Source organism: Nocardia cyriacigeorgica (assembly GCF_029868385.1).
Lineage (GTDB): Bacteria > Actinomycetota > Actinomycetes > Mycobacteriales > Mycobacteriaceae > Nocardia > Nocardia cyriacigeorgica_F.
Genome location: NZ_JARWNX010000064.1, coordinates 20415 through 33174 on the forward strand (window position 1 = coordinate 20415; position 12760 = coordinate 33174).

Sequence of the window (12760 nt, forward strand, 5' to 3'; positions counted from 1 at the left end):
GTAGCGGTTCTCGTGGCGGTGTGTTGGTCGGAGATGAGGGAGCGGCGGCGAGACATCGAGCAGGAGCGCGAGTGTGGCCCAGGAGAACGAGACAACACTCGAGGATCGCTGATCGCGGTCATCGAGCGCCCGGCACAGGTGCTGGTGAGCACTGGTTCGAGGACCACATCAGTCCGAATTTTTGGATTTCACCTCGGTGGATTTCGCTGTGGGGCAGAGAATCCCGATCGAGTCGATGCGGTCCCCTCGCCCGGCCCACACTCTTCAAGCGCTCATCGACGCGCGCAGTCAGAGGCCGATCACAGCACGGAGAACCGCATGACCGAGTCCCTCATCCAGCTGCCCACCGCTGGAGAACCAGTTATCGACACCTTCGACCGGATGATCCGGACCGGGCCGATCGTGCCCTACGAGCTGCCGGGCGGGGTTCGGGCCTGGCTCGCGGTGAGCCATCAGGCGGTCACCGAGGTGCTTGCCGGTGACGGCACCCTGTTCAGCCACAGCGCGAAGAAGTGCCCGGCGATGCACGACGGCACCGTCCCCGCCGACTGGCCGCTGCGCGTGCTGACCGACGCCGATCATCTGCTCAACAAGGACGGCGCCGACCATATGCGGATGCGCCGCGCCATCGCCCGTGCCTTCACCCCGGCTCGGGTCGCCCAGCTCGAACCACGCATCCAGCAGCTCACCGACGATCTGATCGACCGATTCGCCGACCTGCCCGAGGTGGATCTGGTCGAGAACTTCACCATGCCGCTGCCCGTCGCGGTGATCTGCGAACTGTTCGGCGTTCCCGCCAGCGATCAGCCGAAATTCCGTGGCTGGACCTCCACCCTCATCTCGCACACCAGCACCGGCGAGCAGACCCAGGCCGCCATGCAGGAGATGGTCGGCTATCTGAGCGCGCTGGTCGCCGACAAGCACAGCAACCCCGGTGACGATCTGACCTCCGATCTGGTGCAGGCACAGCCCGAACACGGGATCGCCGACGCCGAACTGGTCGAAATGCTGTGGATCATCATCGTGGCCGGGCACGAGACCACGATGCATCTGCTCGGCAATGCGGTGGTGGCCTTGGACGTTCATCCCGAACAGCTCGCGGCGGCGCGGGAAGGTGGCCGTTGGGCCGATGTCGTCGAGGAGACCTTGCGCTACCGCAACGCCGCCTGCGCCATGTTCAACCGCTATTCCCTCGAAGATGTCACGATCGCCGGGGTCGACATCCCCGCCGGTGCGATCGTCGGCTGGTTCGCCGGGGTCGGACGCGATCCGAACAAGCACCCGGACGCCGATGTCTTCGATATCGATCGCGACAATTCCGATCAGCTCGGCTTCGGGCGCGGCCCGCACTTCTGCCTCGGCGCGCATCTGGCCCGGTTGGAATCGCGCGTCGCGCTGTCGACGCTGTACGACCGGTTCCCGCATCTGCGGCTGGCGTGCGATCCGGCCGAGATCGCGTACGCGCCGCAGTTCATGACCAACGGCCCACTCAGCGTGCCGGTCCGGCTCCGATCCGTTGATTGAGCATGCCTCGCCCCGCAGGCGGGAAGATGTAAGAATGCTTTCTGACCACCGCTGAGCGGACACGTGGAGATCAAGATCAGAGCGACCGAGTTTCCCTCATGCGGTATTCCGAGCTGACCGTAGCGAGCACAGCGGTGTGGACCGAGGTCACCGACCATTTCCTGACCGCCGAGCACCGGTACCGTGATCCGGCCAATTGGTGGTCGAGGATCACGGTGCAGGAATCCTCGGGCTACACGCTGTTGCGCGCGCAGCAGCGTGGCGACCATCTGATGAACCGCAGCCGCTCACATGTCCAGCGCGGGCCGACCGATCACTGCTGGATCGTGTTTCCCGAACAGGGCGAATACGTCATCCAGCAGCCCGATCGGCTCACTCGGGTGCCGCCGCGGCACGGGTTCGTCCTGGAACTGGACCAGACCTGCCGGGTCCTGCTCCCCGGCTCGACGGCCCATGCGCTGCTGCTGCCCCGCGCACAGCTCGAACAGGGGCTGCCCGCGGGCACCGGCTCGAAGACGGTGCTCAATATGTCATCGGGTCTCGGCCGCGTGGTGCTGAGCATGCTCACCACCACGCTCGCCGGACAATCGGACCTGACGACGCTGGAGTTCGACGCCATCTGCGATCGAATCACCGAACTGCTGTGCCTGATGCTCATCGGCGACGTCGGGCCGCAGCAGGCCCATGTGGCCGAGACCGTCGATGCCATCCGGGCATTCGTGCGCACGAACCTCGGCTCCGGTGACGTGCGGCTGCCCGCGGTCGCTCGGGCGCTCGGCTGGTCGCCCCGCCAACTGCGGTCGGTACTGCACCAGACCGGGATCACCTACCGGGACCTGCGGCGGACCGAAGCGCTGCGCACCGCCCGCGATCTGTTGGCGCGTCCCGGCCCGCTGTCCATCGGTGAGGTGGCCGCACGCTGCGGGTTCACCGGCGCCGGATTCTCGACGGCGTTCAAATCCGAATACGGCGAAACGCCACGAAACTTCCGGCGGCGTCGGCTGTCCGAACAGCTCGCCGTGACCGCGCCCCGTTTGTGAGCGGGCGCGACCCATCAGTTTCACGTACACAATCATGTACGTCATTGCTACCATGATGGGGGAATCGGAACCGAGGAGATGATCGCTATGCGAGCGATGCATGCTACCGACGCACGCAACAACTTCGCGGCCGTGCTGGACGCGGCCACCGAAGACAACGACGAAGTGGTGATCACCCGCAGCGGCGGGAAGGAACCGGCCGTGGTCGTTTCATTGCGCGAGTGGGAAGCAATGAAGGAGACCGCCTATCTGCTGTCCAACCCGGCCAACGCCGCGTGGCTGGCAAAGGGCATCGCACAGGCCGATGCAGGACAGGCCACCGCACGCGAACTCATCGATGCCGACGACGCCGCTGCATCCGAGGACGATCTGTGAGCCGCAAGCTCACCTTCACCGACACTGGATGGACCGACTACGTCTACTGGCAGAGCGCCGACCGCTCGATGCTCAGAAAGCTGAACCGGTTGATCGATGAAATCCGACGCAATGGCAACGCCGAGGGCACCGGCAAACCTGAACCGCTGCGACAGAATCTGTCCGGATGGTGGTCGCGCCGGATCGATCACGAGCACCGCATCGTCTATCGAGCGGATGACGATAGCGTGATCGTCATCGCTTGCCGGGGTCACTACGAATAGTCCGCCGATCTGCACGGAACACCGCGATGTCTTCACGTTCGTCGAGCCGGTACTCGGCGGTGGTGTCGCGAGCGCAGGAGAGGGGTTGACCACCTGCGGTACAGCGGCCAGCTGATGCCGGGTGCCGAGGAACGGAAAAAGCCCCTCGCCTGAGTTCACAGGTGAGGGGCTTTGGCGGTGGCGGAGGGATTTGAACCCTCGGAGGGGGGTTACCCCTCACACGCTTTCGAGGCGTGCTCCTTAGGCCGCTCGGACACGCCACCGCCGATTAGGCTACCGGAATCGGCGCTGAACGCTAAATCGGCAGGTCAGGGTGGGGTGGTTCAGCGCTGGGAGTGGAAGAACTCGTCGAGGAGGGCGGCGCATTCGGGTTCGAGGATGCCGCCGCGCACTTCGGGGCGGTGGTTGAGGCGGCGGTCGCGGACCAAGTCCCAGAGGGAGCCGACGGCGCCGGTCTTGGGTTCCCAGGCGCCGAAGACGAGGCGGCCGACCCGAGCCAGCACCAATGCGCCCGCGCACATGGTGCACGGTTCGAGGGTGACGGCGAGGGTGGCGCCCTCCAACCGCCATCCGTCGCCGTGGACCTCCGCGGCCCGGCGCAGCGCCAGGACCTCGGCGTGCGCGGTGGGATCGCCGAGCGCCTCCCTGGCATTGGCGGCGCGGGCCAGCTCACGGCCGTTCGCATCGAAGACGACGGCGCCGACGGGGACGTCACGGGGGTCGGCGGCGGCTGCGGCTTCGATCGCGGCGCGGACCATGTCGGTGTCGGAGGGTCGAGTTCCGGGCGGCCCGAACGGCGTTCGGCTCACGTCAGCGGGGCAGTTTGTCCAGCACGGCCGACAGCTCGTTGGCGAAGCCGAGGCGCTGGGCGATCATGCCGAGTTGCTCGTCGGGGTACAGATCGGTTTCGGCGAGGATGACGCTGAACACCGGTTCGGGTAGACCCAGGTCGGCGAGCACACCGAGATCGCCTTCCTCCCACGGGTCCACATCGTCCAATTCGTCCGGATCGATATCGGGGATCTCCACGTTCAGCGCCTCGAGCACATCGGCGGCGATGTCGTAGTCGATCGCGGCGGTCGCGTCCGAGACCAGCAGCCGGGTGCCGCTGGGGGCCGGGCGCACCACGACGAAGAACTCGTCGTCGACGTCGAGCAGGCCGAACACCGCGCCCGAGCTGCGCAACGCCTTGAGTTCGTCTTCGGCGGCGGCCAGGCTGGTGAGTGCTGCCGAGCTGAGCGGACTACACCGCCAGGCGCCGTCCTCACGGACAACGGCTACCGCGAAACCTTCCACGTCGTCGAAATCGTCCGACGTCGCCCTGTTCCCGCCCGAGCGCTGTGCTGCCATGGCCGCAACGGTAGTCGGCTCGAGGTCAAATGTTGAAGTCGTATGCGAATCTGTTCCGGTGACTGGTGACCAGCAAGCACCCGTATGCGTTCTCGGGACCGGATTGATCGGCGGATCGCTGCTGCGCGCGGCGGTCGGAGCGGGATTCCGGGCGTGGGGCTACAACCGGTCCGAGGCGGGTGCGGCGGCGGCCCGCGCGGGCGGGTTCGACGTCACCGGCGATCTGCCCGCGGTGCTGGCCAGGGCCGCCGAATCGGATGCGTTGATCGTGGTCGCGGTACCGATGCCCGCGGTGGATCAGATGCTGTCCGCGATCGCCACATTCGCGCCGAAATGCGCATTGACCGATGTGGTGAGCGTGAAAGCGCCGGTCGCGGCGGCGGTCGAGCGGCATGGGCTGGCGGCGCGCTTCGTCGGCGGCCATCCGATGGCCGGTACCGCGCAGTCCGGCTGGGCGGCAACCGATCCCACGCTGTTCCAGGGCGCGGCCTGGGCCGTCGGCGTCGACGCGGGCACCCATCCGCAGCCGTGGACGCGGGTGGTACGGCTGGCGCTGGCCTGCGGATCGGTGGTCGTGCCGGTCGTCTCCGCCGAACACGACAGCGCGGTGGCTCGGATCTCGCATCTGCCGCATGTGCTGGCCGAAGCGCTCGCGCTGGCCGGAGCCGGTGGTGGTGAACTGGCGCTCGGTCTGGCCGCGGGCTCGTTCCGCGACGGCACCCGCGTCGCGGGTACCGCCCCGGATCTGGTGCGCGCCATCTGCGAGCCCAACGCCGCGGCCCTGCTGGAAGTACTCGACGAAACGCTGACCGTGCTGAGCGCCGCCCGCGATGTACTCGCCGAAGACGGTTCCCTCACCGACCTCACCGAGGCCGGTCACGACGCCCGCCAGCGCTATGAGACAGCGCAACGCTGGGAGATCACCGATATCCGCCCCGGCGACCACGCCTGGCTGGAGCGCCTACACGACGCCGGACGCCGCGGCGGCATCATCACCCACCTCCCTGGCCCCGCGAGTGATACCTGAGCGCGGGGCCTCTCGACGTTTGCCGCACCCAGGTGCCACTCGACACCGGGCGGGCTACGCGGTGGCGGGCGTTGAGTAGTTCTGGCCTGCGCGGCGGGTCAGCACCCGGCGAGTATCGGACGTGAGGCGATCGAATCGTTCGTGATGGTCGACCGGGTACGACTCAGCCGACCGTGGCCGTTTTCGGACGCTGCCGGGACAGCGCACCGCGGTGGTCGTCCGCTCAGACGCGTTCGGCCAGGCCGGGGTAGTCGAGGACGAAGCCGTCGGGGTCGACGGTGACGGTTGCGCTGGAGACGGGTGAGAGGACGCTGATGCCGTCGCTTGCGCTGCTGTAGGTGAGGCTGGCTTCCTGGACGGTCAGATCCGGTAGACGGACGTAGACGACCGGGACCTGCACGTCTTCCACCGCGTGCTGGAGGCTGAAGCGGCGGATGGGCAGGGTGTTGAAGAACGGGCTGAGGACGACGTCCACATCGAGTGCGCCGCCGAAGGTGGAGCGGATGTGGGCTCCGGTGGCGTCGATCAACCAGTAGTTCTCCTCGTCCCGTGAGATCGAGGCGTGCCGCTCCCCCGCGGCGGTGGTGCTGCGCAACGATAGGCGCCTGGTGGCGCCGTTCTCATCGGTGACCAGGTCGTAGGAGGCGCTGAACGCCGGATGCTCGGCGCCCGCGCCGCCGATGATGCGGCCGGTGGCCCGGATACGGTTGCCGTTGACCGTCACGCGGACCGATTCCATCCGCGTCGCGTCATGTGCGCGCCAGGTGAGGACCGCGGGCCACCGGGAGGGCGCCGGGCTCTGGTGGCCAGATGCTGCGTCGGTCGCGTGCGTCACGTATCTACCGTAAGCGACGAGGGCGTCATGACCGCATCACACCAGTGACTCGCGCCATGCCGCGTGCAGGCCGGCGAAGCGCCCATTGCCCGCGATCAGCTCGCTGGGTGCGCCGTCCTCGACGATGCGGCCCGACTCCAGCACCAGCACCCGGTCGGCGATGGCGACCGTGGACAGACGGTGCGCGATGATCACCGCGGTGCGGTCGCGCAGCACGGTCTCCAAGGCGTCCTGCACCAGCCGTTCGCTGGGGATGTCCAGGCTCGAGGTGGCCTCGTCCAGCACGATCACCGCCGGATCGGCCAGGAACACCCGCGCGAACGCCACCAGCTGCCGCTGTCCGGCCGAGAGTCTGCCGCCGCGCCTGCGCACATCGGTGTCGAATCCCTCGGGCAGCGCCATGACGAACTCGTAGAGCCCCACCGCACGCGCCGCGTCGTGCACCTCGGCGTCGGTGGCCTCTGGCCTGCCCAACCGGATGTTGTCGGCGACCGAACCGGAGAACAGATATGCCTCCTGGGTGACCATGACGATGTGACGGCGCAGATCGGCGTCGGTGATCCGCCGCAGATCGATGCCGTCCAGCGTCACCGCGCCGCCGGACGGGTCGTAGAAGCGGGTGAGCAGCTTGGCCAGCGTGGACTTGCCCGCCCCGGTGGGCCCGACCAGCGCCACGACCTGACCGGCCGGGATATCGAGGGTCAGCTCGGGTAGCACCGGACCGCGCGGTGACCCGAGGCCGGACGCACCGCCTGCCACCCGATCGAAGGTCTGTGCGCTGTCGCCCAACTCCCGGTCAGTGGCGCTCGGGCCGATCGCAGCTGTCCCCGATCCGGCGGCACCCGATTCGCCCGCGCCGGGCCGGGCCGCGTAGTCGAACCACACCCGGTCCAATCGCATCGCACCCGCGACCTTGCCCAGCGGTACCGGTTCGGTGGGTTCGGCGACCGATGGCTGTTCCTCCAGTACGCCGGAGATCTTCTCCAGCGCGGCGGCCGCGGACTGGTAGGAGTTGAAGACCTGTGCCAGCTCGTCGAGGGGGCCGTAGAAATTCTTCAGGTACAGCAGGTAGGCGGCGAGTACGCCGACGGCGAGATTGCCCTCGATGACCTGCCAGGCGCCGACAATGATCACCACGACGGTGGTGAGGTTGCCGAGCAGCCGGGTGAGACCCGCGTATTCGCCCATCCCACGCACCGCGGTGACATTGGCGTCGCGGTAGGCCGCGTCCTCGACGGCGAGCACCGATTGGTTGCGTTCCTCGCGGCGGAAGGCCTGCACCGCGCGCATACCGCCCATGGATTCCACGAACTGCACCACCACTTTGGCGATGGCGCCACGCGTACGGCGGTATCCGGCGCGCTGCCTGCGCTGAGCCCACCGGGTGACCAGGAACAGCGGCACGAAACCGGCGAAGACCACCGCCGCCAACGTCAGGTCCAGGTACACCAGCAGCACCGCGATGGTGAGCACCGACAGGATGGCGCTCAACGCCTCGTTGAGCGCGCCCTCCAGCAGTTCTTGCAGCGTCTCGATATCGCCGGTCAATCGGGCGACGACCTTGCCGGAGGTGTATTTCTCATGGAATTCGACGTCGAGGCTCTGGACATGGGCGAACGCCCGCACCCGCAGATCGAACAGCACGTTCTGGCTCAGCCTGCCCGCGACTCGAACGAACCAGAACGTGGTGAGCCCGCCGAGCAGCGCGGCGCCGAAGTATCCGCCGACCGCCCACATCAGCGGCACCCAGTTGCCGAGCCGCCCTTCGGCGATGCCACGGTCGAGCCCGTAGGCCACGAACAGCGGTCCCGCGACGGTCGCGGCGTTGTCGACCACGATGATGGCGAGAGCCAGCGCCGCGAGCTTGCGGTATGGGCGAACCAGTTCGGCCAGCAGCCGCCGCGACCGCGCCGCGAGCACCAGGTTCCCGGTCTCGGTGACCTCTTTGTCCTCGCTGGCGATACCGCGCCAATCGGCGGCTTCTTCGGCCCGGTCCCGCACCGCCACAGCGGTATCCGAACCGGCGCCACCCGCCACCCCGTCGGCGGTCCGGTCCCGTGCAGGGCGCTCATGCGAGTTCGAATCCGATGCCACGGCCGGTCGCACGCCGACATGATCCGGCGAGGGCCCGACACGTGCCGAGCCCGCCGGATCGTCGGCCGGTCCAGGCTCGAGATCAGTGCCGGTGCTCATCGTTCACCTCCCATCAGTTCGCGGTAGCGGCTGCTGGTGCGCAGCAATCGGTCGTGGGTGCCCTCGGCGACGATGCGGCCGTCGGCCAGCAGGGCGACGCGGTCGGCGAGTGCGGCGGTCGAGGGGCGGTGTGCGACCAGGAGGGTGGTGGCGCCCGCGAGCGCGGTGCGCAGTTGTTCCTGCACCTTCTCCTCGGTCTGCACATCGAGCGCGGACAGCGGATCGTCCAGCACGACGATCCGGGCGCGTTTTTCCCGACCGGCCCTGGTGAGCACCGCGCGGGCCAGCGCCAGTCGTTGACGTTGTCCGCCGGACAGGCTCAGCCCCTGCTCCCCGATCCTGGTATCGAGACCCCACGGCAGGTTCGATACGAAATCCGTGGCCTGTGCGATCTCCAGCGCCCGGTGCACATCTTCGTCGGAGGCATCGGGATCGCCGAGCGCGACGTTCTCGCGCACGCTCGCCGAGAACAGCACCGGCTCCTCGAATGCGACGGCGACCAGCGAGCGCAGATCGCGCACCCGCAGATCAGCGATATCGATGCCGTCGATGGTGACAGCGCCGCCGGTGACGTCGTAGAGGCGCGGAATCAGGTTGAGCAGGGCGGTTTTACCGCTACCGGTGGCACCGACCAGTGCCACGGTCTCCCCCGGACGGATCACCAGCGAAACATCACGCAGCACATCATCTTCGGCCTCCGGAAAGGCGAAACGCACTCCGTCCAGGCGTAGTTCACCGATGACGCGCTCCGGTAGCGGCACCGGATCGGCCGGATCGGTGATGTCGACCGGGGTGTCGATGATCTCCCAGTAGCGGTCGGCGGCGGTGCCAGCGTCGTTCAGTTCGGCGAGCAGGAAGCCGGTCCAGATGATCGGCCATTGCAGAAAGGTCGCCAGGGTGATCGCGCCGACCACGGCGCCGAGCGTCATCGTGCCGCTGGCCACCGCGTAGGCGCCGAATCCGAGCGCGAACACCAGGATCGATTCCGACAGCACCACCATCGCCGACCACAGCGTGGCGTCGAGGCGCACCTTGTACATCTCGGTGCGCTGGAGTTCGCGGGCCTGCGCGGTGAAATGGCCGCCGAAGTAGCTGCCGCGCCCGAAGGCCTTGAGCACCCGGATACCCTGCGCGGATTCCTCGGCGGTGGTGGCCAGATCGCCCGATTGATCCTGCGAGCGCCGTGAGGCCACACCGTAGCGGCGCACGAAGCGAGTGCAGATGATCGCCAGCGGTAGCGCGGCGGCGATGAAGATCAGCCCGATCTGCCAGCTCATCGCGATCAGCACAGCCAATCCGACCGGGATCACGACGGCATGGATCACCAGCACCGGGCCGGCGAACCCGATGAATCGGCGCACGGTGGCCAGATCGTCGACGGCGCGGGAGAGCAGCTGGCCCGACTCCCAGGAATCGTGGCGGCCGATCGCCAAGGCTTGGAGTTCACGAAAGATCTTGGCCCGCATGGTGATCTCGAATTGGGTGGCGGGCTTGGCGAGCAACCAGCGCCTGCCCCACACTCCCACCGCCTCGATCACACCGAGCGCGAGTACGACGAGCACCGGCACGACGATGCCGCCGAGATCGCCGCGCGCGATCGGTCCGTCGACGATCCGCGCGATCACCAGTGGTGTGAAGACGGCGGTGAGCATCGCGGCCACCGACAGCGCCGTGGCCGCGATGAGTTCGAATCGGTACGGCCGCAGGTACGGCCAGAACCGGCGCAGCGAGGTCAACCGTCCGCGCGCAGGCGCCGACGGCTGTGATCTGTCGGCCTCCGCTTCGACGGAAGGCACGTCCACAGTGACGGACAAATCTCCCCCTTCGGTTCAGCGATGTCACCGGCGATCCGCACCCCTGTTCCGGCGACGCCTTCGATCATCGCAGCGGGGTATGACAACAAACGGGTTCATTCAGCCTGGCATCAGGGAAACGAACAGCCAACCGATTTTCTTCCTGCCGCACCGTCGCTCGGACTTAGACTCCGGGTGTGCTGATCGTCGCCGGATATCTTCGAGTCACCGAACGCGACCGCTATCTCGAGGCGTGCCGCGAAGTCGTCGAGCTGGCCAGGGAGGCACCCGGCTGCCTGGATTTCACCCTCGGCGCCGATCTGGTGGAACCGGACCGGGTCAACGTCTACGAACGCTGGACCAACCGCGCCGCCGTAGAAGTGTTCCGCGGTGAGGGCACCTCAGGCGATCTCGACGTCCACATCACCTCCGCCGACGTGCGGGAATTCGACTGCACGAACGAAGTCCCACTCTGAGTCCCGAGCCGCCGTAGCCCGGCACGGCAGGTCCGCTATCGCGTGGAACAGCCGAACTTCGGCGTCACCTATCACCCACCGAACACACCGGCCGGTCCGACCTGAATTGTCGAGCGAAGCGAGACCGAGCCCCACAGTTCGCGGCCCGTCTCGCGTCTCCGCTGCCGCTGCGCAAGCCGAAGGCAAGCAGCGGCAGCGGAGACGCGAGACACCAAGGGGCCGCGAACACGCGGTGCCGCAGGCGCCGCATATCAAACACAGTAACGTTCCACTCGGGTTTCACGGGTGCGCGGGCAGCCGCTGAGGAGAGGATGTTCGTTGACGGGCGCGCGGATGGTCGGGCTGTTCGCCGGGATCGGCGGGCTCGAACTCGGGTTGGCCGGGCACGGCTGGCAGACCGAGTTACTGTGCGAGATCGATCCCGGTGCGCAGGGCGTGCTGGCGGCGCGGTTCCCGGACATTCCGTTGCAGGCCGATATCACCCGGCTGCGTGCGATTCCGGCCGGAACGGAACTGGTCGCGGCGGGCTTTCCCTGCCAGGACCTGTCACAGGCGGGCCGGACGGCGGGGATCACCGGCGATAGATCCGGCCTGGTGGACGAGGTTTTCCGGCTGGTGCGGCGTAAACGCGGGCCGCGCTGGCTGTTGATCGAGAACGTTCCGTTCATGCTGCAACTCGGCCGTGGCGCGGCCATGCGGCATATCACCGCCGCGCTCGAGGAACTCGGCTACACCTGGGCCTACCGGGTGGTCGACGCGCGCGCGTTCGGCCTGCCGCAGCGGCGCAATCGGGTGCTCATGCTGGCGTCGCGCACGGAGGACCCGCGCGGGGTGTTGTTCGGTGAGGACGCGGGCCCGCGCACGGTCGGTGACGTACACAGCGATCCGTGCGGTTTCTATTGGACCGAAGGTGTGCGCGGGCTGGGTTGGGCGGTGAATGCGGTGCCGACGCTCAAGGGCGGCTCGGGTCTCGGTATCGCCAGCCCACCGGCCGTTCGGTTGCCTTCAGGGGAGATCGTCACGCCCGGCATCGTCGATGGGGAAATGCTGCAAGGTTTCGACCCCGATTGGACCGCGCCCGCCACCGAGGTTCCTGGTATCCGGCAGGGCCACCGCTGGAAGCTGGTCGGTAACGCCGTCAGTGTCCGGATGGCGTCCTGGGTGGGCGCTCGGCTCGCGGCACCGCTCGAACCGCTCCCCGGCGACGTCCCGCTACCACCTGGTCAGCCGTGGCCGGTGGCGGCGTGGGGCCGCGCTGGTCGCGCCTTCCAGGTCCCGGTCTCCACCTGGCCGGTGCACGAACCGTACGAGGATCTGAAGAATTTCCTCACTGAATCCCGCCTGCTCTCCGCCCGCGCCACCGCCGGATTCCTGCGCCGCACCACGATGGGCAATCTGCGGTTCCCGCCGGGTTTTCTGGACGATATGGAAGCGCACCTCGACCGCATGGGCGGCTGGGCGGCATGAACGGGCAGCGCCCGCCGACGGACGCCGCGACCAGCGCGCGCATGTCCCGTCAGCGTCGCGCGGGCACCGAACCCGAACTGGCCCTGCGCCGAGAGCTGCACCGGCGCGGACTGCGCTACTTCGTCGATCGTGCGCCGATCCCCGGCCAACGTCGCCGCGCCGATGTGGTCTTTCCGCGCCTGCGTGTCGCGGTCTACGTCGACGGATGTTTCTGGCACAGCTGCCCGCAGCACGCGACCCACCCGAAGAACAACGCGCAATGGTGGGCCGAGAAACTCGCCGCGAACGTCGCACGCGATCGTGCCACCGACGCCGACCTCGCCGCGGCGGGCTGGCAGGTCATCAGGGTCTGGGAGCACGAGGACCCGGTGGAATCGGCCGATCGGATCTCGGCCGCGCTGCGCCAGGATTGATCGT

At 67.9% G+C, this 12760-nt stretch carries 13 protein-coding genes and 1 tRNA gene; 8 read left to right on the forward strand and 6 right to left on the reverse strand.

Features of this window, described 5'->3' with window-relative positions:
• The first annotated feature begins 318 nt into the window (after positions 1 to 318).
• From QH168_RS25530 to QH168_RS25545, 4 genes are all read left to right on the forward strand, one after another.
• Complete coding sequence (locus QH168_RS25530; protein WP_280468382.1) at positions 319 to 1524, forward strand: cytochrome P450 family protein; 1206 nt, start codon at positions 319 to 321, stop codon at positions 1522 to 1524.
• 98 nt (positions 1525 to 1622) lie between these two features.
• The gene (locus QH168_RS25535; RefSeq protein WP_280468384.1) at positions 1623 to 2564 is read left to right on the forward strand and encodes an AraC family transcriptional regulator; all 942 of its coding nucleotides are present in this window, start codon (positions 1623 to 1625) and stop codon (positions 2562 to 2564) included.
• 87 nt (positions 2565 to 2651) lie between these two features.
• Positions 2652 to 2939, forward strand: coding sequence for a type II toxin-antitoxin system Phd/YefM family antitoxin (locus tag QH168_RS25540; RefSeq protein ID WP_280468386.1), 288 nt, complete (start codon positions 2652 to 2654; stop codon positions 2937 to 2939).
• Positions 2936 to 3202: a Txe/YoeB family addiction module toxin gene (locus QH168_RS25545; protein ID WP_280468387.1), complete on the forward strand. Its 267-nt coding sequence runs from the start codon at positions 2936 to 2938 to the stop codon at positions 3200 to 3202. The genes QH168_RS25540 and QH168_RS25545 overlap by 4 nt, the downstream gene beginning before the upstream one ends.
• Before the next feature lie 172 nt (positions 3203 to 3374).
• Here QH168_RS25545 and QH168_RS25550 read toward each other — a convergent pair.
• From QH168_RS25550 to QH168_RS25560, 3 genes are all read right to left on the reverse strand, one after another.
• Positions 3375 to 3465 (reverse strand) — tRNA-Ser (locus tag QH168_RS25550).
• 60 nt (positions 3466 to 3525) lie between these two features.
• The gene (locus tag QH168_RS25555) at positions 3526 to 3960 is read right to left on the reverse strand and encodes a nucleoside deaminase (RefSeq protein ID WP_280468910.1); all 435 of its coding nucleotides are present in this window, start codon (positions 3958 to 3960) and stop codon (positions 3526 to 3528) included.
• A gap of 52 nt (positions 3961 to 4012) precedes the next feature.
• Positions 4013 to 4552 carry a tRNA adenosine deaminase-associated protein gene (locus QH168_RS25560; RefSeq protein WP_280468388.1) on the reverse strand — a complete coding sequence of 180 codons (540 nt, stop codon included), beginning with the start codon at positions 4550 to 4552 and terminating at the stop codon, positions 4013 to 4015.
• A gap of 58 nt (positions 4553 to 4610) precedes the next feature.
• On the opposite strand from QH168_RS25560, the gene QH168_RS25565 reads away from it, so the two are divergent.
• Positions 4611 to 5579 (forward strand): prephenate dehydrogenase, encoded by a 969-nt coding sequence (locus QH168_RS25565; RefSeq protein WP_280468389.1) that lies wholly within the window; start codon positions 4611 to 4613, stop codon positions 5577 to 5579.
• A 223-nt stretch (positions 5580 to 5802) separates the two neighbouring features.
• Here the strand turns inward: QH168_RS25565 and QH168_RS25570 are convergent, their stop codons facing one another.
• The 3 genes from QH168_RS25570 to QH168_RS25580 are packed head-to-tail and all read right to left on the reverse strand — an operon-like array spanning position 5803 to position 10421.
• On the reverse strand, positions 5803 to 6414 hold the full coding sequence (locus QH168_RS25570) for a putative glycolipid-binding domain-containing protein (RefSeq protein ID WP_280468391.1): 612 nt from the start codon (positions 6412 to 6414) through the stop codon (positions 5803 to 5805).
• A gap of 36 nt (positions 6415 to 6450) precedes the next feature.
• The gene (locus tag QH168_RS25575; RefSeq protein ID WP_280468393.1) at positions 6451 to 8607 is read right to left on the reverse strand and encodes an ABC transporter ATP-binding protein; all 2157 of its coding nucleotides are present in this window, start codon (positions 8605 to 8607) and stop codon (positions 6451 to 6453) included.
• Positions 8604 to 10421 (reverse strand): ABC transporter ATP-binding protein, encoded by a 1818-nt coding sequence (locus QH168_RS25580; RefSeq protein WP_280468394.1) that lies wholly within the window; start codon positions 10419 to 10421, stop codon positions 8604 to 8606. Before QH168_RS25580 ends, QH168_RS25575 begins: the two co-directional genes overlap by 4 nt.
• Before the next feature lie 176 nt (positions 10422 to 10597).
• Here QH168_RS25580 and QH168_RS25585 point away from each other — a divergent pair, with 176 nt between their 5' ends.
• The 3 genes from QH168_RS25585 (at position 10598) to QH168_RS25595 (ending at position 12756) form a co-directional block, all read left to right on the forward strand.
• A complete protein-coding gene (locus QH168_RS25585) occupies positions 10598 to 10876 on the forward strand; it encodes a putative quinol monooxygenase (protein ID WP_280468396.1) in 279 nt (92 codons plus the stop codon).
• Positions 10877 to 11209: 333 nt separating this feature from the next.
• Positions 11210 to 12343, forward strand: coding sequence for a DNA cytosine methyltransferase (locus QH168_RS25590; RefSeq protein WP_280468912.1), 1134 nt, complete (start codon positions 11210 to 11212; stop codon positions 12341 to 12343).
• On the forward strand, positions 12340 to 12756 hold the full coding sequence (locus tag QH168_RS25595; protein ID WP_280468398.1) for a very short patch repair endonuclease: 417 nt from the start codon (positions 12340 to 12342) through the stop codon (positions 12754 to 12756). The genes QH168_RS25590 and QH168_RS25595 overlap by 4 nt, the downstream gene beginning before the upstream one ends.
• Positions 12757 to 12760: the final 4 nt, after the last annotated feature.